Raw genomic sequence first — 17,797 nt, forward strand, 5'->3', positions numbered from 1 at the left:
TTGTAGGGGCGACCTTTATGGTTGCCCTTGTGTTTGCAATTAGACAATAAAAAAGCCACGGTGCAGAAGCGCACCGTGGCTAAAAAGACACAGAAGAAGACCTTTAACGGTCTATGGGCGCACTTCGAGGAAACATAAAATTTCGTTTACGTGATGCTATGAAATGTTTCTGCATGTGAAGCGCGCTCCTTTCGTTAGATTTTATTACAGTGTCAGTTTACATCAAAAATAGATGGGTTGTCAAGTTTATTTGGCTTTCTTCTCGATCTTCGACCAGGCGTCCTTAAGATTCACTGTCAGATTGAAAACAGGTTTCTCGGGCGAGGTTTCAATGTCGGCGCAGAAGTAGCCTTGGCGTTCAAACTGGAAGCGGTCACCAGCTTTCGGCGCGGAAAGAGCCGGTTCCACATATCCAGTGGAGATGACCAGCGAATTCGGGTTGAGGCAGGCAAGGAATCCCTCGTCGCCTTCTTCTGGATCTTCTTTGGTAAAGAGCCGGTCATACATGCGGATTTCGGCTTCTTTGGCGTGTTCGGCGGAAACCCAATGGATCGTGGATTTTACCTTGCGCCCGTCGGCTGAATCTCCGCCGCGCGTGGAGGGATCATAGGTCGCATGGACTTCGATCACTTCGCCGTTTTCATCTTTCACCACATGCGTGCATTTGATGAAATACGCATAGCGCAAGCGGACTTCGTTGCCCGGGAAGAAGCGATAATATTTTGGCGGAGGCACTTCGCGGAAATCATCCTGTTCGATATAGATCACTTTTGAAAATGGAATCTTGCGCGTGCCAGCAGATGGGTCTTCGGGATTGTTCACCGCGTCCATTTCTTCAGTTTGTGAATCAGGATAATTATCAATGATGACTTTCAACGGCTTAAGCACAGCCATGCGGCGCAATGCGCGTTTGTTGAGGTCTTCGCGTACACATGACTCAAGCAAAGCTACATCATTAACGCTATAGTTTTTTGCAACACCCACGCGATCAATGAAATCTCGAATCGCTTCAGGCGTGTATCCGCGCCGGCGCATGGCACGCAAGGTCGGCATGCGCGGATCGTCCCAGCCGGAGACAAGTTTCTCTTCCACGAGTCGGCGCAGTTTGCGTTTGCTCATGACCGTGTAATTTATATTCAAGCGGGCAAATTCAATCTGGCGTGGTTTGAAAACACCGAGCTGCTCTAAAAACCATTCATACAACGGACGATGGTCTTCGTATTCCAGCGAACACAATGAATGCGTAATGCCTTCCATTGAGTCGTTCTGCCCATGAGACCAATCGTACATGGGATAAATTTTCCATTGCTCACCAGTGCGATGATGCGGCTTGTGAACAATACGATACATTGCCGGGTCACGCATATTAATATTGGGGTGGGCCATATCGATCTTGGCGCGCAAAATCCGTGAGCCGTCGGGGAACTCGCCGTTTTTCATGCGTTCAAGCAGATCCATGTTCTCTTCCACATCGCGGTCACGAAATGGAGAGTTCTTTCCGGGCGTGGTCAATGTGCCGCGATTCGCGCTGACTTCTTCCGGAGTCTGATCGTCCACATAGGCCTTGCCCGCCAGAATCAACTTCTGCGCCCACGCATATAACTCATCGAAATAATCAGAAGCGAAAGTCACCTTTGCCCACTCAACGCCCAGCCAGCGCGTATCATCTTCGATGGCTTCCACAAATTCTGTTTCTTCCTTCGCCGGATTCGTATCATCAAAGCGCAAGATCAACTCGCCGTTATTTTCTTTCGCGATCAGATAGTCGATCATCCACGCTTTTACATGCCCAATGTGCAAATAGCCATTCGGCTCAGGAGGCAGGCGCGTGCGCACATAATTAAATCTTCCGCTTTTTAGATCTTCCGCCACTGCCTCACGGATAAAATCGCTGTTTTTTGTTTCTTCGTCACTCATGGATGGATTGCCTTTACTATGGATTTCAGGGGGATGTGGAACCGCCTCATTCTTAACGGTTGATTTGCCACGCTAAAGAGGAAGATTCCCTTCCCTGATGGTTGGTGTGTTAACGCCTGCAATTATAACAAACAGCGTCAATGATTTATAATTGAAACAGAAAACGGAGGAACTCGTGACTGACTCCACCCCCCATTCAAAAACCAATTTTGCCGGCACTTACTTTGAACGTGACGCAATCCTGCGCCTTGACCGTCTTGCAAGTATCTTCGCCTGGATTTCATTAATTTATTATGTCGTGCAAGTTATCGTAACTCTGACATCCTTTATTCTTCAGGTTTTACGCGGATTCGTCGTCCTGCCCGGTTTTACCGACCTCGCGCAGCAAGTCCTCTGGATCTTTCAACCCGCATTGCCCGGCCTGTGGAATTTCATCGGTCTGCAAGCGGTTGGGAAAATCCTGTTGATTTTCATGGACATCGAAGATAACACCCGCCGCGCTGCACGTAAATAAATCCCTTAAATTCATTGCAGTAAATGCCGGCGTAAAATTACCCACAAAGAAAGAAAACAATGGTAAAATAACCGCCGTCTTGGGGAATCGTACAACGGCAGTACACGTCCCTCTGGAGGATGGTATCTTGGTTCGAATCCAGGTTCCCCAGCTTAGAGTTCCCTTGAAAGAGGGAACTCTTTTCTTGTTTAAAGCTCTGTCCTTGCTGATGGGATAAAAAACAAGGCACGCTTTCGCATTGCCTTGTTTTTTATCCTTTTTTGAATTTTATTTAAAAATTATTTCCATGTAAAGTTTAAGTCATCCACGGGTGCATCACCCCAATATTTGGGATTTGGGCTAAGAGTTAATCCTTCATCCGTCCAGGCCGAGAGTAGATACGGGCCGCTGGAGATGATTGCGTTTTCGCGTTTTCCATATCCGCCAGCGGATAGCGCTTCTGTGCTGAGAATGACAAAGGCTGGGTCTGCCAGATAGGTAAGCAAATCTGGCACCGGGCGGTTGAGATGAACGAGTATGGTGTTTACGTCCACTTTTTGAATGCCGTCCACGGTGGATATGGCGCGTTGGTCTGCGTCTTTCTCGTTATGAAAACCCAGAAATATTCGTTTCCATGCCGGGAAATTTCCGTCACCGCGTAATGGGTTCTCTGGATCAAACCAACGATTGAAATTGGACTCGATTACATCTGGTGTGATCGGTGCGCCGTCGCTAAACGTAATTCCTGGGCGCAGAGTGAAGATGTAGTCTAGCTGGTCATCTGAAATGATCCATGATTCAGCTAGTGCCGGCTGCACTTCTCCATTTGAATCCAGGCGTACCAGGCCTTCATATAGATACTGGCTAATTCTTAACGAATCTTCATCTTCGGCCAGAGCAGGATCAAGAAATATATTTTTACTGATCACAAGTATATTTTCTTCCTGCACAATAGATGGCTCGGAGGTTGCAACTTGAGTTAGCGCTGGCTCCGTTGCCGTGCTATTGGGTTGACATCCAGTTAGTAAAATCAGACCTGACAATAAAAGGGTGTAGATACGGGTTGTAATTGTATGAGGTTTCATAATTTGTTTGCCATTCCTTGTTTCATTAGAAATATCCAACATATATATTCTAGCCCATTTTATTTTATTCGGGGATAAGAAAACAATTTTGGTGGCTCTGTACAGGTAATTATAGCTGTTATACAGATTGCTATGCCAAAATCTGCCTGATTGCTGACTCGCCTGTTCGGATTGCCGAATCAGGAGTCAGGGAGTTTGATGCGTTTTCAGGCGCGGACTGTCCAACTGGCCAGCCAATCCCTTTTCCGGTTGAGTGTTCTTTGTCAACCCTTTTTTGTCATTAATCCCGACTAATGCTAAAGAGCACCAAAGATTTTCCATATCTAGATTATGGCAACTTTGTGGCAGAAATTGTGTGTAGCCGAATACGATCAGATTTTTGAGCTTCTATTCGGTATAATAGATTTTATTTGGATAATTATAAAAGTATTTCTTCAGTTTAAAGTCAAAAAAGAGAGAAAAGTAGAGGCCGTAATGAAAACAAAAAACACTTAAGTTTATTAAAAGCTATTTCTCTGCTGGTTATTGTTTCCATGCTACTGGTGTCTTGCGCACCTGCTGGTAATCAACTGGCTGGAACTGGTGGTCTGGATGCAACTCAGCCTCCAGTGGAAGAACCTCCGGCTGCAACCGAACCCCCCGTGGAAGAGCCCCCGGCTGCAACCGAACCTCCTGCGGAAGAGCCTCCGGCTGCAACCGAACCTCCTGCAGACGTGCCTCCGACTGATGTGCCCCCGGCAGAGCCACAAGCAAGTAATACTCCCGAGGCTGCGCCAGTCGTAGTTGCTAGTGATACGCCTGTGCTGGAAGTTATTACCCCCACACTGACTTATACGCCGACCTTAACCAGTACTCCTACGGCCCAGTCGGGTGCGGCAGCAATGGTTCCACCATCTGCTACCCCAACCGCAACTTTTACGGCTACAGCGACCAATACGCCACTCCCAACAGAAACTCCGGTGCCGGTTTTTGATCCGTATCTGGGTTTGAGCGTTGCATGTAACAATGATTTAACAGCCACCTTTAGAATTAGAAATATAGGTGGAGATTTAAGCGGCGGCACATATACAATCGTTGAGCCTGGCAAGGGGACAACTTCAGCTTCTTTTAGCCTTGCGAATGGTGACAGTCTTGCATTTAATAATGTCGCTGGTAACGCAACGATTACGGTGAATTATTCAACCTCTGAGCTGGATAGTGTAAATCTTTCTGCAACGGGGACTTGTCTGCCTTTACCGACTGTTACTCCGTCAAATACTCCCAAGCCGACCAATACGCCTACGGCTACAAAAACCGTTGGGCCATCTCCAACGCCGACTGCCAGCCAAACCCCCAAGCCAACCAATACGCCTACGGCTACGAACACTGCTGGACCATCCCCAACACCGACTGCCAGCCGAACTCCCAAGCCAACCAATACGCCTACGGCTACGAATACCGCTGGACCATCCCCAACACCGACTGCCAGCCGAACTCCCAACCCAACCCCTACGCCTACAGCTACGAATACCGCTGGGCCGTCTCCAACACCGACTGCCAGTAACACACCCAAGCCTACAAAGACGCCTTCCTCTACCCCGACTGCGTCTGTCACTCCCACCATCACCAATACACCGACGGTGACAGTTACTCCATCGGTAACCGCGACGATTGATGTTGCGGATGGACAATTAGATTTGCAGGTGTTCTGTAATTCTGATCTGTCAGCCACTTTTATTATTAGCAATGTTTCTGGCGCAGTCTCTAATGGATCTTACTCACTATCTGATCCATCTCAAGGAGGCGCATTAAATCTTGGGGCAGGTGATTCCATCTCCATCAAGGGCGCTGGCTATGCAACCATGGTTGTTACATATCAGACATCAAAATTGTCTTCTGTAACACTGCGTAGCGATGGGTCATGTACGAAACGCCCGGCAAACACGCCGACTTATACTCCTGAGGCAACAGCGACACATACCGCCACCAGTACACCAACAAATACGCCGACGAGTACGGCCACCAGCGTACCTTCCAATACACCGACCAATACTGCAACCAGCACGGCTACCAATACACCAACCAATACTGCAACAAGCACGGCTACCAATACACCAACCAATACGCCGACTAATACACCCAGCAGTACGCCGACCAATACACAGCTTCCGCCAAGTTTAACTGTAACGGGTGTCTGTTCAGACTCTGCGACTCAGGCGACATTTACCATCACCAATAACGGCGGTGACATGGACACGCCTTATACCTTTGTTGTGACAAACAGCAGTGGTGTTGTGGTTGATACCGGCGCTTTCACTTTGACCACTGGTCAGACCATAACCATTAACGTTGGCGCTGTTTCCACCGATCTCTTAACCCTGACTTTGGTGGAAGATGGTAGTGTGAAGGCAATTGCAGATATGAGTACCTGTATTAAATCTCCTGAGCCTACACCTACTCCGCTTGCTCAAGTTTCTCCGGCGAAATCGGAACCTTGTATTCAGTGTTTGATTTTCCATACTTTCCGAGACGGTAATCTTGAAGTCTACCGTTTGGATGGAGTTGAAGGTCAACCGGATGCCAAGCTTTACAACCTTTCACAAGGCGAAGCGATAGACAGCCGGCCAAGCCGCGCTCCAGATGACTCAAAAGTGGTCTTCCAGAGTAACCGCGACGGTAACGTTGAACTATATTCCACGGATCTATTAGGCAGCGGTGTCCCAACTCGTTTGACCACCACTACTTCCAACAATACCAACCCGATGTATGGCCCGGATGCCCGGACGATCATTTACCAAAGTGACCGCAACGGTAACATTGATCTGTTTACGCTTGATGAAAATACAGGCAAGGAACGTCAAATTACCAATGATCTGGCTGACGATATCAATCCATTCTATTCACCTGATTTGAAATGGATCGTCTTCCAAAGCAATCGTAATGGCAACTGGGATATTTTTATCCTTGACGTTGAAACCGGTAACGATACCCCGTTGACCACCGGTGCAACAGACGAAGTCTTCCCGGCCTGGTCGCCGAATGGCAAGCAAATCGCTTTCCTGGTTAATGATAAAGGCGCCACAGACTTGTATGTGATGGACGTCGATGGCAAAAACATCAAGCGCATTACCACAGATGGCAAGACCAACAATCTTGCCTGGTCACCTGAAGGTTTCCGCATTGCTTATCAATCTGAACGAAACGGAAATCTTGATATCTATAGTTACGACCTAAAGACAGGCATTGAATATCGGGTAACCGATTACGCCGGCCTTGACTCAGGCCCCACATGGGACTGCGGCGGCTCGAACCTGGCTTTCACGTCCAATCGCGATGAAGATGCAAATATCTTCCAGGTATTCTGGCAGGGCGGCCCCGCAGGGAATATGACCATTGATCCTTCCACGGATAAGTGGTCACAGTGGCGGCCTTCGAACGACGTATCGAGTGTAGGGTACTAATCTCTTCACCGTAATCTAAAAAATCCCTGACAGTTCAACTGTCAGGGATTTTTTGCATCAATTGTTAATTATTTTTCCGCGTGGTGAATCGCAATGGTTCCAAACATCAAACGTTGATAACCAACATTCTTGAATCCGGCTTCACTTAATCTCTCTGCTAATTGTTCGGCTGTGACAAATCCCTCGGTGGTGTCGGGCAGATATGTGTACGCTTCACGCACGCCGGAGAGTAGCCCGCCCAGTGTTGGAATGATTACATGCATGTGGATCCAGATAAAAGGCGAAAGCAGATTGCGCTTTGGGCGCGTGGTGTCTAAAATCACGATCCGCCCGCCTGATCTTAACACACGATATTGTTCCTGAATTGCCTGCTTCAAGTCGATGACATTGCGCATCAGAAATCCTGAAGTAACGGCATCAAAGGATTCATTTTCAAAAGGCAGACGAAGCGCATCGGCGGCCGAAAAATCCAGCGGACCGACTTGCTGCGCGCCCACCCGCATCATCTCTAACGTGAAGTCTGCTGCGGTTACTTTGGCATTCGGAAACTCTGAAAGCGCCTCCCGTGCCAGATCGCCTGTGCCCGTTCCCAGGTCCAGAAGGGATGCGTTGGGTTTTAATCCCGCCAGTTTGATCACTTGTTTGCGCCAGCGCACATCCTGATATCCGGTCATTAATCGATTCATCATATCGTAGCGGCGTGCGATTTTGGTAAACATGGACTGTACGTATTGGGCGCGTTCCTGCCCGCTTAAGTTTGTCATTGTAACTCCTTGGTGTGTTGTGAGGCCGTATTATAAACGCATGTTATACTGCGCTTCGCAATAAATTTTATAGCTTGTTTGGAGATCAAATGTCTGCTAAGGAACAGCGTAAATTAAATAATTTTCAGATCTGGTGGCTGGCCATTCGCCCGCGGACTTTACCCGCAGCCGCTTCCGGTGTGGTGATGGGAAGTGCGCTGGCCTGGGCAGATCATTCATTTCAAATTTTGCCTGCACTGGCGGCTTTGTTCGTAGCATTGCTTTTGCAAATTGGAAGCAATGTGGCAAACGATGTTTATGATTTTGAGCGCGGCGCGGATACAGCCGAAAGACAGGGGCCGCTGCGCGTGACGCAAGCCCGTCTGCTTACGCCTTCGCAGGTCAAAAGCGGTATGTGGATCATATTTTTTCTGGCGGCTGTGTTTGGTTTGTATCTGGCATATCTGCGCGGATGGGAGATCATCCTCGTTGGTATGTTCGCGATCATTTCTGCGATCGCTTATACCGGCGGACCTTTTCCGCTTGGATATTACGGGCTCGGGGATCTCTTCGTTTTTATTTTCTTCGGCCTCGTTGCTGTAACCGGAACATATTTTGTGCAAGTCGGTTCGATCAGCGCAGCCGCCTGGTGGATGGCGGTTCCCGTGGGCTTGATGATCACCGCCATTTTGGTTGTCAATAACTTGCGTGATCTTGAGAATGATAAAAAGGCTGGCAAGCATACACTGGCGGTCAGGCTTGGCGCAAAAGGCACGCGGACTGAGTATCTGTTTTGCATGGCGGCGGCATATTTGCTTCTGCCTATGCTTGTCTTTTTGAAGATCATCCCCACATTTTCCATGCTGGCCTGGGTCTCAATTCCGCTGGCTTTGAAGGTGTTGCGCGTTGTCCGCACGCAACAGGGTCAGGCGCTTAATGTCGCGCTGGCTGGGACGGGGCAAACAGCATTCGTGTATAGCATTTTATTTTGGGTTGGGATTCTTCTTTCGTAACTTTTTCTAGCTTACAAACTTCCACTTACATAATTTTCGTTCGGCCCAATCCACAACGAAATACATGCCCAGCCCGAGCAGACTCATGGCGATCACGCCCGCGTACATGGCTGGATAATTAAACAGTGTGCTGCCGTTATAGTAAATATAATAGCCAAGTCCGTACTTTGTGGCGAACAACTCGGTGATATACAACACCGCAACCGCTGTCCCAATGGACTGACGAAGCGCTGTCAAAATGGCGGGCAAACTGGCGGGCAGATAAACAAAGCGGAAAATTGCCCGCCTGCCTGCGCCGAGGCTGCGCAGACTTTGAAGCAGTTGCACGGGTAAACCTGCTGCCTGATCGCGCACGAGGACAATGATCTGAAAGAACAAAATCAGAAAGATAATAAAGATCTTCGCTGTATCTCCAATGCCTAAAAATAAAAACACAATCGGCACAAAGACAACTTTTGGAATGGGATACAACAAATAGATAATGGGGGAGAAGATGCGGTTCAAGGTTCTTGATCCGCCAATTGCCAAGCCAGCCGGAGCCGCGATAATTACTGAAAGTGCCATGCCTGCCGTGACGCGCCACAAGCTGACCCCAAAATGGATCAGCAGTTCGTTTTGCATTTCCTGAAAGAAAACAACGAATACTTCCCACGGCGCCGGCAAAATGGGACGATTGACCAGCATGGCAGAAAACTGCCACAAAATGATCAGTCCGATGGCTGAGAATAAAATATCACGCCGTTTCATGGCGCAGTTCCTTCCACAGCAAATCGCACAAGTCGTGATAAGCCTGACTGCTGCGATAGCTGATTTCCCCCGCCCGCGGATTTTCAAACACGCGCGGTGTTGAATCAAGCATAAGGATTTTCTTTCCCAGTGCCGCGGCTTCTTCGATGGCGTGAGTCACAATGACCAGCGTTAGATTCTGTTCTTCGCATAAAGACAGAGTTAAGTTTTGCAGGTCTTCGCGCGTGATCGCATCGAGAGATGAAAAAGGTTCGTCCATTAAGAGCAGATCGGGTGCTACGGCCAAAGTGCGTGCAATGGCCGTCCGCTGGCGTTGGCCGCCTGAAATTTGAGATGGGAATTTATCAGCGACTTCTTTTAATCCAAGCCGCTCAAGCCAATGTTCTACGCTATTTTCTGGTTGAAAATTTTTTGGCGTGTGTTTGCCATCCTGCCCGTAGAAATCGCGCACGCGTAATCCCAGTTCTGCATTCTCGCGGACTGTGGCCCAGGGCAGCAATCCGTAATCTTGTAGGATTAATCCACTACGCGGGCGCGGACGGGTGATCTGCTCGCCGTCTATGGTGATCGTTCCGCTGACCGGCATTCGCAATCCGGCAAGCAAATACAGCAGTGTTGTTTTTCCACAGCCTGAAGAACCAAGGATGGCCCAGGTTTCTCCGCGTTGAATCTCCCAGTTGAAATTCTGGAAGATCGGCACGGTGCGTGAATAACCAAATGAAAGCGAGTTGACTTGAATCATAAATTTGAAAAAGTTAGCAGGAGTCTGCCTGGGGCAAACTCCTGCCGATTATAACGGAGTCAGTTTTCAGTTAAGGAAGAAGCGAGCCGTTTACAGAGTCCGCATAGGAAATGTCAGTGGTCAACATTCCTTTTTCCTTTGCCCAGGCCAGGGCATCCATCCACTCGGCTTCGGTAGGCACACCCTGATCGGGGAAGGGCGGCACTTTGTAAGTTTCCAGCAGCGGCGGCGGAACAAGTTTTTGTTCGCTCAACACGTTTGTATATTTTTTGGGATCAAGATTTATTAGTCACTGGCTTCTTCAACGGCGGCCAAAAATGCGCGCACCGCATCAGGATTTGCATCAATAACTTCCTTGCGAAATGAAATCACACTGAAGCCATATTCAGGGTGCGCAGAATCATCCGCAACAATCACAGCACCCTGCGAAACAGCAAGCGAAGCAAGCGGATCAGGCAGCACGCCCGCGTTGAGTTCGCCTGACGCAAGCAAAGCCATGCGGTCAGGAATCTTCGGCACTGCGATAGTTTTTATATCGTCAGTGTTAAAACCTTCGGCTTGCAAAAGTCGTTCGGTGACATACTCGATCACTGTGCCTTGCGAAACGCCGATCTCAACACCCTTCAATCCATCGGGCGTTGTAATGCCGCTCTTGGCAGACGCCAGAATAAAAAAGTGACCATAGCCTTCGGTTGGGCGCAGCGCATAACGCACGGCTTGCATTTGCACCTGATCTTTGTTGAACAACATCACAGACAAAGTTTCGTTGATGGTTCCATCAGCCTGCCCCGCAGCAAGTAATTGATCGCGCTCGGGCGCAGAAGCGACAGGCACAAACTCAACATTGACTCCATACTTCGCAAACAAACCTTCCTGTTGAGCAACATACATTGGAAGTGTATCAATGATCGGCAGTACCGCAATTTTTAGTGTGACCTGTTCAACAGCACCCGCATCACTCTGGACCTGTGTAGCTGATTCAGCGTCACCAACATTTTCCGCCGGGACGGTTGGTGCGCACGCGCTCAAGATGAGGCTGAATGCAAAAACAAAAATGAATAGTGGACGTAACAAACGCATGAAAATGAATCTCCTTTGATTTTTTATTTTAGGAATCACCGGCTTGAATACGTTCTTCTGATATCCCGATGGAACGCGCCAGAAATTTTCGCAGTGACGGAAGTGACTCTTCCAATGATGGTGTGCCTGTATAGATCCAATGTGTGACGATCTCATTCAACGTGCCAACCCAGGCACGCGCAGCGATCTCGGTTTGTTGTTCTGGAATGCTGCCTTCCTGTATGGCACACTCAAGCCGCATTTGAATGATACGAGTCAAACGATCATTGATGAGGCGGCGGCGTTCTTCAAAAATTGCACCCAATCCCACAGCTTGAACTAATGCGATCTTTGCAAGTCCGCGATATTGACTGAACAACCCGAGACTGGCTATCAGTGCGGCGTCCATTTGCTGTAAACCACGCGTCTCATTTTCCATGGCTTGAGTCAAACGGCTTTCAAGTAATTCTGCAAACGTATCGCTCAACGCAAGAAAAATATCCTGTTTGCTCGGGAAGTAAAAATAAAAAGCGCCTTTTGAAGAATGCGACTCGCTGACAATATCGTCTACTTTGGTGTCGTGATAGCCCTTAGTGGCAAAGACCTTCACCGCTGCTTCCAATATGCGTGTGCGCGTTTCTTGTGAGGTGGTGGGGAATATTTCTGTCATTTTATCCTTACAAACCGACTGGTCAGTCTATTGGGGCGTATAGTAGCACAAACAGCAATCAAAGGCAAGAATTCACGAAGAATACTGTAAAAGCATGTTTTATTCGTGTAGCCACTGGTTTGAATTTGTAACTAAACCCATATTTGCCTTGACCTGTAAATGATTGAGCAAATAGTATAATGACTTAAGTTTTCTTTTTAGACCACAGTGTGGAGGGCCGGCCCGCATGAAAAATAATATTGACGAGGAGCATTTCAAAACATTGTTTGAACACGCACCGATTTCACTTTGGGAAGAAGATTACAGCGGCATCAAACGCCTGTTTGATGAACTGCGTCAGCAGGGGATTCGATCGTTGGATTCGTACCTTGATCAAAACCCCTCATTTATTGAAGAATGTGTAAAGCAAATGAAAGTGCTGGATGTTAATCAGCAGACTCTGACTATGCTTGAAGCTAAATCAAAGGAAGAGTTGATCTCTAATTTAAACGATGTCTTCCGTGATGGAATGAGTCATCATTTTCGAAGCGAAGTACTTGCCTTGTGGAATGGGGATTTGAACTGGTCAGGAGAAGGCGTCAATTACACGCTTACGGGCGCTCCGCTGGATATTCTTATGCACTGGCGCATTCTCCCCGGTCACGAGCAGACATGGAAACAGGTTCTTGTTTCGATAGAAAATATCACCACCCGGAAAGTGGCCGAACGCCGTTTCCAAAACTTATTTGAATCCTCGCCGATCTCGCTCTGGGAAGAGGATTACAGTGCATTGAAGTCCCATTTTGATTTACTCCGCGCTCAGGGAGTGACCGATCTTCAGGATTATTTGAATCATCATCCAGAAACCGTTACACATTGCACCAGCCTGATCAAGGTGCTGAATGTGAATCAAAAGACGCTTGAACTTTTTGAGGCCAGATCCAAGGAACATTTATTATCAAATCTGGATCAGGTCTTTCGGGATGAGATGAGTGACCACTTTGCCCATGAACTCGTGGACTTGTGGAATGGAAAGCTGGCCTACGAGCGTGAGGGATTAATTACTCATTAAACGGTGAGCCGATCAACATTCAACTTGATTTTCGAGTGATGCCCGGATATGAAGAAAATTTTGGCTGGGTGTTGGTTTCCATTCAGGATATTACAGCACGCAAAAAGGCTGAAGAGTATTTGCGTTATCTTGGCACACGAGATGTAATGACAGGGTTATATAATCGTGGTTATTTTGAAGAGATGCTGGTCAAACTTGAAAAAGAGCGCAAGGAGCCGGTGAGTGTCATTATTGCGGACTTAAACAATTTGAAACGAACGAACGATTCACTGGGTCATCAGGCCGGAGATAAATTAATCCGCCGTGCGGCTGAGGTTTTACCGCCGCTTTAATCCGGATCAAATTGTGGCACGCATAGGCGGTGACGAATTTGTGATGATTTTGCCGGATACCACAGGGGAAGTTGCCGTGGAATATATAAAACAGATTCACGCTCTGATCAAATTAAATAATAAATATTATCGTGAACCCGAGTTGAGTATTTCACTCGGAGCAGCCACCAGCAAACCGGATATGACGCTGGAAAAAGTGATCAATATGGCCGATGATACGATGTATCGTTACAAAAGTGACCTAAAACAACGCCGCAAAGATGACTGATCACCTGAACAATTCAAAAAGACTCTCCAATCGGAGAGTCTTTTGAATCGTGGAATTAAATCGCGCGCTTGATCTACCTGTTCAAGGCGGGATATTAAGCCATCATGATATTAAAGAGTTCCACGATGTGGGGGTCAAAATGTTTTCCAGATTGCTCGTTGATATATTGCAGCGTTTTTTGTTTATCCCAGGCTGCGCGGTAGGGACGATCTGAAGTGAGGGCATCCCAGACATCCACGATGGCAAATATTCTTGCAGAGAGTGGAATCTCTTCGCCTTTCAAGCCACGCGGATAACCCGTGCCGTCCCATTTTTCATGGTGGCAATAGGGGATGTCCAATGCAGGGCGTAAATATTCAATCGGCTGGATCATTTCATAGGCGTATTGCGGGTGCTTGCGCATGACCTCCCACTCTCCGTCCGTTAATTTATTTGGGGTGAGCAGGATGGAGTCTGGTACGCCAAGTTTTCCAATATCGTGCAGCAGTGAGCCGCGCCGTATTTGGATCAATTCATCCTGACGGATGCCGGCGATTTTTGCAAGTTTTTCAGAGAGTTGTGTTACCCGTTGTGTATGGCCTTCGGTTTCTTTGTCGCGCAGATCCATTGCTCGTGACCAGCCTTCAATGGTTGCATCATAGGCTGATAATAATTGCGAGTGAGCCTGTTCAATATTGGTGCGGTCATCCTGTAATTTTCGATACCGATTGAGGCGCGTAATGCCCAACAGGCGTGCGCGTAGTTCGTGGCGGTCGTAGGGTTTTGTCAGGTAATCATCTGCGCCGCTCTCCAGACCATTTAGAAAGGATCGTCTATCATCGAGTGCCGTCAGCATGATGATCGGAATTTCGGCAATGGCCGGGTCACTTCTGACTTGCCGACATACTTCAAATCCATCCATGCCTGGCATCATTACATCCAGCAGGATCACATCCGGCAGAATTTTGCGGATCATTTGCAGGGCTTGAGCGCCGTTTTCGGCGAATTCAAGTTGATATCCCTGTTCATCCAGAATGGATTCGAGAGTTTGCCGGCCTGCGGGGTCGTCATCCACGATCAAAATGGTACTGGTCATAGTTTCTCCTTGTTTCACGGATATTATATTTTTACATTTTTATTATCACCATACTGGTATTCCCTTATTTTGTCCTACCAGTTTTTGTCAATTAATCCATATTTGATCGCCAGCCGCACCAGCCCGGCCAGATTGCGGACATGTAATTTTTCCATTAAATTTGTGCGATGCTTTTTCACGGTCTTTTCACTAATATATAAGATTTTTCCGATCTCGCCGCTGGTGTTTTCTTCTGCAATTAATTGCAATATTTCTTTTTCACGTGGAGAAAGGACATCCAGCAGGTTTGCGGTTTGCGCTGTGTTTGGATGCAATGTGTTTTCCGTAACGATGGATGAGATGACCGAGCTCAAATAGGTTTCGCCGCGTGAAACCGCATGAATGCCCCATAGTAACTCTTCGCTGACTGAGGTCTTGAGTACATATCCTTTGACACCGCTTTGCAGCGCCTGGTGTACCAGGCCTGCGTCTGAATACATGGAAAGCAAAAGGATATGGACTGGCAGTTTCATGCTGCGGATCTGTTCGGCGGCTTGAATTCCATTTAGACGCGGCATCATGATGTCCATCACGAGTACATCCGGTTTTAGATCTGCGGCCATGGTAATGGCTTCCTGCCCGTTGGATGCTTCGCCTATGATGGTGATTTCTTTTGCGCGTTCCAGCAAAGCTCGCAGTCCGGCGCGAACCATTATGTGATCTTCTGCCAGGAGGATTCGGATCATGCGGTTCCTGTATCCTGTGTTTGCGCCAGTGGAATGTGTGCAGAGATCACAGTGCCTTTGGAGGCTGATGTGCTGATGACTAATTTTCCACCGACGAGTGTCAGACGTTCACGGATGCTGGTGATGCCGATTCCCGAATTGGGTGACGTCTGTGTCAGCGTGAAACCGATTCCATTATCCTGCACCGTTAAAACAATGCTGTGCTCATCAATGTTTAACTCCACCCAAACTTGATTGGCTTTGGAGTGTTTGAGGACATTCGTGAGTGTCTCTTGTAGAATGCGATAGAGCGTTATGGCGTGCGCATCGGGGATTTCGGGGATTTCAGGATCGGCTTCAAATAAAACACGCAGCCCGGTTCGCAGGCCGAATTCGTAGCTGTATGTTTCCAATGCTGTGCGCAACCCAAGAGTATCCAGCAGGGTCGGGCGGATATTTTGAGCCAGGAAACGCATTTTATTTAGGGTTTGATTGGTATCGGTTGTCAGCGCATCGATTCTTTTATTTAATAGATCAACTTCCAGCGGCAGGTCTTTTTGCAAATTGTGCAGATTTAGAATGTGAGCGATCAATGCCTGTCCGAGATCGTCATGAAGTTCACGTGAGAGCCTTTTCCGTTCCTCTTCCTGTGCGGTGATCACACTTTCTGCCAGACGGTGTAAATTTTCACGCTGGGTAAGCAGGGTGCGATATCGATTGAGTCTGATGATCGTATGTACCCGCAGACGTAATTCCTGCCGGTCAACTGGTTTGGTGAGAAAATCGTCGGCGCCAGATTCAATTCCCAGCAGGCGTGAGGCGCGGTCATCCAGGGCGGTGAGAATGATGATCGGCATTTCAGCAAGTTTCGGCGTGGCACGGATGCGTTTACATACTTCAAAGCCATCCATGACGGGCATCATCACGTCCACTAGAATCAGGTCTGGGATGAGCGCATCCGCTTTTTGCAGGGCGTCTGACCCGTTGGATGCCCTGATGATATTGTAGCCCTGCCCATCGAGAATCGATTCAAGTGCGGCGAGACTGGTTTGGTCATCATCAACGATCAATACGCTGCCTGCCATTTTATTTTTTTTCCTGCCGGGCGCTTAAATGTTTTTCGATAATCTTTGTAAGATCATGCATTTGAATTGGTTTGCTCATGTAATCATCCATGCCGGCAGCCAGACACTGTTCACGGTCACCGGGCATGGCGAGTGCTGTGAGCGCAATGATGATCGTGTCTTTCTGCATGTTATCAGCACGGATGCGGCGGGCGGCTTCCATGCCATCCATGACCGGCATCATAATATCCATAAGAATCACATCCGGTTTTTTTTCCTTTGCAAGAAGTACACCTTCCATGCCATTGCGGGCGATAAATACTTCATATCCTTTGTAGTGCAGATAATCACTCGTCAGTGTGATGACTACCTCGGTGTCTTCCACAAGCAGGACTTTGACGCTGCACTTCGCAGCCGACTTTGGGCTGGTCGGCGTGATTTGAGATTCGATTTCAATTTGTGCAGTTTGCTGTTTTTCAGCCCAGGGTAATGTGACGATAAAGCGGCTGCCTTTTCCAGGCTCACTTTCCAGATTGATGTGTCCGCCGTGCAAACGCACCATTTGCGAGACGATTGCCAGGCCCAGTCCGGTACCGGGGTATTCACGGGCCAGCCCCGCATCCAATTGCACAAATGGTTTAAAGAGACGTTTGATATCACTTTGCTCAATGCCAATGCCTTGATCCCAGACTGTAAAGGTAATTTCGTGGTCGATCGTATTGGTCTGTACTTGAAGACCGATTTCTTTTCCTTCCTGGGTAAATTTGACGGCATTACTCAGCAGGTTAACCAGGGATTGTTTCAGGCGGCGTTCATCGCCCAGCAAAGTGATCTCCATTTCGTCAATTTTAAGGGATACTTTTAAGGATTTTTTTTGTGCAAGTTCCTTCACCAAACGCAGGCTTGAATCGCACAGAGTTTTGACTGAAATACCCTGAAGATTGAGTTCCAGTTTTCCAGCTTCGATCTTGGAAAGATCGAGGATGTCATTGATGAGTTCCAGCAGGTGGCGTCCGCTTTCGTTGATGATGCGGATATATTTTAGTTGTTTCTCATTCAGAGCGCCGATGATCTGCTCTTCCAGGCTTTCAGAGATCCCCAAAATGGCATTAAGCGGAGTCCGCAGTTCATGGCTCATGTTTGCAAGAAATTCATCTTTAATACGCAGGGCGTGTTTCATTTCCATGTTGGCAAGCTGCAGTGTATCCTCGGCTTTTTTATAGGCGGTGATGTCGCGCCCGGCACTGATGATCAATTGCCTGCCCTTTACTTCGATTGAATAGGAATGCAATTCAACAGTTTGGATGCTTTCATTTGTTGAGGATACATTAAGCTGAATGGAGTGTTGCCGGGAATTTCCTGGTTGATTTTTCACGATCTCCATCAGGTATTTT

General features: G+C 47.9%; 18 protein-coding genes and 1 tRNA gene. 7 read left to right on the forward strand and 12 right to left on the reverse strand.

Annotated elements, in window-relative coordinates; all coding sequences use genetic code 11:
- Positions 1–246: 246 nt before the first annotated feature.
- Positions 247–1,917 carry a glutamine--tRNA ligase/YqeY domain fusion protein gene (locus tag IPL71_RS13655; RefSeq protein ID WP_345322455.1) on the reverse strand — a complete coding sequence of 557 codons (1,671 nt, stop codon included), beginning with the start codon at positions 1,915–1,917 and terminating at the stop codon, positions 247–249.
- A 175-nt stretch (positions 1,918–2,092) separates the two neighbouring features.
- Here IPL71_RS13655 and IPL71_RS13660 point away from each other — a divergent pair, with 175 nt between their 5' ends.
- Together IPL71_RS13660 and IPL71_RS13665 are read left to right on the forward strand one after the other, a co-directional pair.
- Positions 2,093–2,431: a hypothetical protein gene (locus IPL71_RS13660; RefSeq protein ID WP_345322456.1), complete on the forward strand. Its 339-nt coding sequence runs from the start codon at positions 2,093–2,095 to the stop codon at positions 2,429–2,431.
- An 80-nt stretch (positions 2,432–2,511) separates the two neighbouring features.
- A tRNA-Gln gene (locus IPL71_RS13665) sits at positions 2,512–2,582 on the forward strand.
- 127 nt (positions 2,583–2,709) lie between these two features.
- Here the strand turns inward: IPL71_RS13665 and IPL71_RS13670 are convergent.
- On the reverse strand, positions 2,710–3,495 hold the full coding sequence (locus tag IPL71_RS13670) for an ABC transporter substrate-binding protein (protein WP_345322458.1): 786 nt from the start codon (positions 3,493–3,495) through the stop codon (positions 2,710–2,712).
- A gap of 533 nt (positions 3,496–4,028) precedes the next feature.
- Between IPL71_RS13670 and IPL71_RS13675 the strand changes: the two genes are divergently transcribed.
- Entirely contained in the window at positions 4,029–6,935 is a 2,907-nt protein-coding gene (locus IPL71_RS13675) for a DPP IV N-terminal domain-containing protein (RefSeq protein WP_345322460.1), read from the forward strand.
- Between the two features lie 68 nt (positions 6,936–7,003).
- Here IPL71_RS13675 and IPL71_RS13680 read toward each other — a convergent pair whose 3' ends face one another.
- Entirely contained in the window at positions 7,004–7,699 is a 696-nt protein-coding gene (locus IPL71_RS13680) for a ubiquinone/menaquinone biosynthesis methyltransferase (protein ID WP_345322462.1), read from the reverse strand.
- Between the two features lie 89 nt (positions 7,700–7,788).
- Between IPL71_RS13680 and IPL71_RS13685 the strand changes: the two genes are divergently transcribed.
- Positions 7,789–8,691: a 1,4-dihydroxy-2-naphthoate polyprenyltransferase gene (locus tag IPL71_RS13685; RefSeq protein ID WP_345322464.1), complete on the forward strand. Its 903-nt coding sequence runs from the start codon at positions 7,789–7,791 to the stop codon at positions 8,689–8,691.
- 6 nt (positions 8,692–8,697) lie between these two features.
- On the opposite strand, the gene IPL71_RS13690 is transcribed toward IPL71_RS13685, so the two are convergent.
- The 5 genes from IPL71_RS13690 to IPL71_RS13710 all read right to left on the reverse strand — a co-directional run bounded on the left by IPL71_RS13690 (position 8,698) and on the right by IPL71_RS13710 (position 11,909).
- Positions 8,698–9,438 carry an ABC transporter permease gene (locus IPL71_RS13690; RefSeq protein WP_345322465.1) on the reverse strand — a complete coding sequence of 247 codons (741 nt, stop codon included), beginning with the start codon at positions 9,436–9,438 and terminating at the stop codon, positions 8,698–8,700.
- Complete coding sequence (locus IPL71_RS13695; protein ID WP_345322467.1) at positions 9,425–10,180, reverse strand: ABC transporter ATP-binding protein; 756 nt, start codon at positions 10,178–10,180, stop codon at positions 9,425–9,427. Before IPL71_RS13695 ends, IPL71_RS13690 begins: the two co-directional genes overlap by 14 nt.
- Before the next feature lie 70 nt (positions 10,181–10,250).
- The gene (locus IPL71_RS13700) at positions 10,251–10,433 is read right to left on the reverse strand and encodes a hypothetical protein (RefSeq protein WP_345322469.1); all 183 of its coding nucleotides are present in this window, start codon (positions 10,431–10,433) and stop codon (positions 10,251–10,253) included.
- A 32-nt stretch (positions 10,434–10,465) separates the two neighbouring features.
- Positions 10,466–11,260: an ABC transporter substrate-binding protein gene (locus IPL71_RS13705; RefSeq protein ID WP_345322471.1), complete on the reverse strand. Its 795-nt coding sequence runs from the start codon at positions 11,258–11,260 to the stop codon at positions 10,466–10,468.
- A 28-nt stretch (positions 11,261–11,288) separates the two neighbouring features.
- A complete protein-coding gene (locus IPL71_RS13710; RefSeq protein ID WP_345322473.1) occupies positions 11,289–11,909 on the reverse strand; it encodes a TetR/AcrR family transcriptional regulator in 621 nt (206 codons plus the stop codon).
- A 226-nt stretch (positions 11,910–12,135) separates the two neighbouring features.
- Here IPL71_RS13710 and IPL71_RS13715 point away from each other — a divergent pair, with 226 nt between their 5' ends.
- From IPL71_RS13715 to IPL71_RS13725, 3 genes are read left to right on the forward strand one after another with little or no spacing between them, the layout of a single operon-like run.
- Positions 12,136–12,960, forward strand: coding sequence for a PAS domain-containing protein (locus IPL71_RS13715; RefSeq protein ID WP_345322475.1), 825 nt, complete (start codon positions 12,136–12,138; stop codon positions 12,958–12,960).
- Between the two features lie 38 nt (positions 12,961–12,998).
- Positions 12,999–13,292, forward strand: coding sequence for a GGDEF domain-containing protein (locus IPL71_RS13720; protein WP_345322476.1), 294 nt, complete (start codon positions 12,999–13,001; stop codon positions 13,290–13,292).
- Positions 13,264–13,560 (forward strand): diguanylate cyclase, encoded by a 297-nt coding sequence (locus tag IPL71_RS13725; RefSeq protein WP_345322478.1) that lies wholly within the window; start codon positions 13,264–13,266, stop codon positions 13,558–13,560. Before IPL71_RS13720 ends, IPL71_RS13725 begins: the two co-directional genes overlap by 29 nt.
- A 94-nt stretch (positions 13,561–13,654) precedes the next feature.
- Here the strand turns inward: IPL71_RS13725 and IPL71_RS13730 are convergent, their stop codons facing one another.
- The 4 genes from IPL71_RS13730 to IPL71_RS13745 all read right to left on the reverse strand — a co-directional run bounded on the left by IPL71_RS13730 (position 13,655) and on the right by IPL71_RS13745 (position 17,778).
- Complete coding sequence (locus IPL71_RS13730) at positions 13,655–14,635, reverse strand: HD-GYP domain-containing protein (RefSeq protein ID WP_345322479.1); 981 nt, start codon at positions 14,633–14,635, stop codon at positions 13,655–13,657.
- Positions 14,636–14,709: 74 nt separating this feature from the next.
- Positions 14,710–15,360 (reverse strand): response regulator transcription factor, encoded by a 651-nt coding sequence (locus tag IPL71_RS13735; protein WP_345322481.1) that lies wholly within the window; start codon positions 15,358–15,360, stop codon positions 14,710–14,712.
- Positions 15,357–16,424 carry an ATP-binding response regulator gene (locus tag IPL71_RS13740; RefSeq protein ID WP_345322483.1) on the reverse strand — a complete coding sequence of 356 codons (1,068 nt, stop codon included), beginning with the start codon at positions 16,422–16,424 and terminating at the stop codon, positions 15,357–15,359. Before IPL71_RS13740 ends, IPL71_RS13735 begins: the two co-directional genes overlap by 4 nt.
- A gap of 1 nt (position 16,425) precedes the next feature.
- Entirely contained in the window at positions 16,426–17,778 is a 1,353-nt protein-coding gene (locus IPL71_RS13745) for an ATP-binding response regulator (protein ID WP_345322484.1), read from the reverse strand.
- Positions 17,779–17,797 lie beyond the last annotated feature (19 nt).

Source organism: Candidatus Villigracilis proximus, from assembly GCF_016717045.1.
GTDB classification, from domain to species: domain Bacteria; phylum Chloroflexota; class Anaerolineae; order Anaerolineales; family Villigracilaceae; genus Villigracilis; species Villigracilis proximus.

Bases quoted from the DNA above. Each gene is read 5' to 3' on its own strand.
- IPL71_RS13655 (WP_345322455.1), bottom strand. From the start codon at position 1,917: ATGAGTGACGAAGAAACAAAAAACAGCGATTTTATCCGTGAGGCAGTG.
- IPL71_RS13670 (WP_345322458.1), bottom strand. From the start codon at position 3,495: ATGAAACCTCATACAATTACAACCCGTATCTACACCCTTTTATTGTCA.
- IPL71_RS13675 (WP_345322460.1), top strand. From the start codon at position 4,029: ATGCTACTGGTGTCTTGCGCACCTGCTGGTAATCAACTGGCTGGAACT.
- IPL71_RS13680 (WP_345322462.1), bottom strand. From the start codon at position 7,699: ATGACAAACTTAAGCGGGCAGGAACGCGCCCAATACGTACAGTCCATG.
- IPL71_RS13685 (WP_345322464.1), top strand. From the start codon at position 7,789: ATGTCTGCTAAGGAACAGCGTAAATTAAATAATTTTCAGATCTGGTGG.
- IPL71_RS13690 (WP_345322465.1), bottom strand. From the start codon at position 9,438: ATGAAACGGCGTGATATTTTATTCTCAGCCATCGGACTGATCATTTTG.
- IPL71_RS13695 (WP_345322467.1), bottom strand. From the start codon at position 10,180: ATGATTCAAGTCAACTCGCTTTCATTTGGTTATTCACGCACCGTGCCG.
- IPL71_RS13705 (WP_345322471.1), bottom strand. From the start codon at position 11,260: ATGCGTTTGTTACGTCCACTATTCATTTTTGTTTTTGCATTCAGCCTC.
- IPL71_RS13710 (WP_345322473.1), bottom strand. From the start codon at position 11,909: ATGACAGAAATATTCCCCACCACCTCACAAGAAACGCGCACACGCATA.
- IPL71_RS13715 (WP_345322475.1), top strand. From the start codon at position 12,136: ATGAAAAATAATATTGACGAGGAGCATTTCAAAACATTGTTTGAACAC.
- IPL71_RS13720 (WP_345322476.1), top strand. From the start codon at position 12,999: ATGCCCGGATATGAAGAAAATTTTGGCTGGGTGTTGGTTTCCATTCAG.
- IPL71_RS13730 (WP_345322479.1), bottom strand. From the start codon at position 14,635: ATGACCAGTACCATTTTGATCGTGGATGACGACCCCGCAGGCCGGCAA.
- IPL71_RS13735 (WP_345322481.1), bottom strand. From the start codon at position 15,360: ATGATCCGAATCCTCCTGGCAGAAGATCACATAATGGTTCGCGCCGGA.
- IPL71_RS13740 (WP_345322483.1), bottom strand. From the start codon at position 16,424: ATGGCAGGCAGCGTATTGATCGTTGATGATGACCAAACCAGTCTCGCC.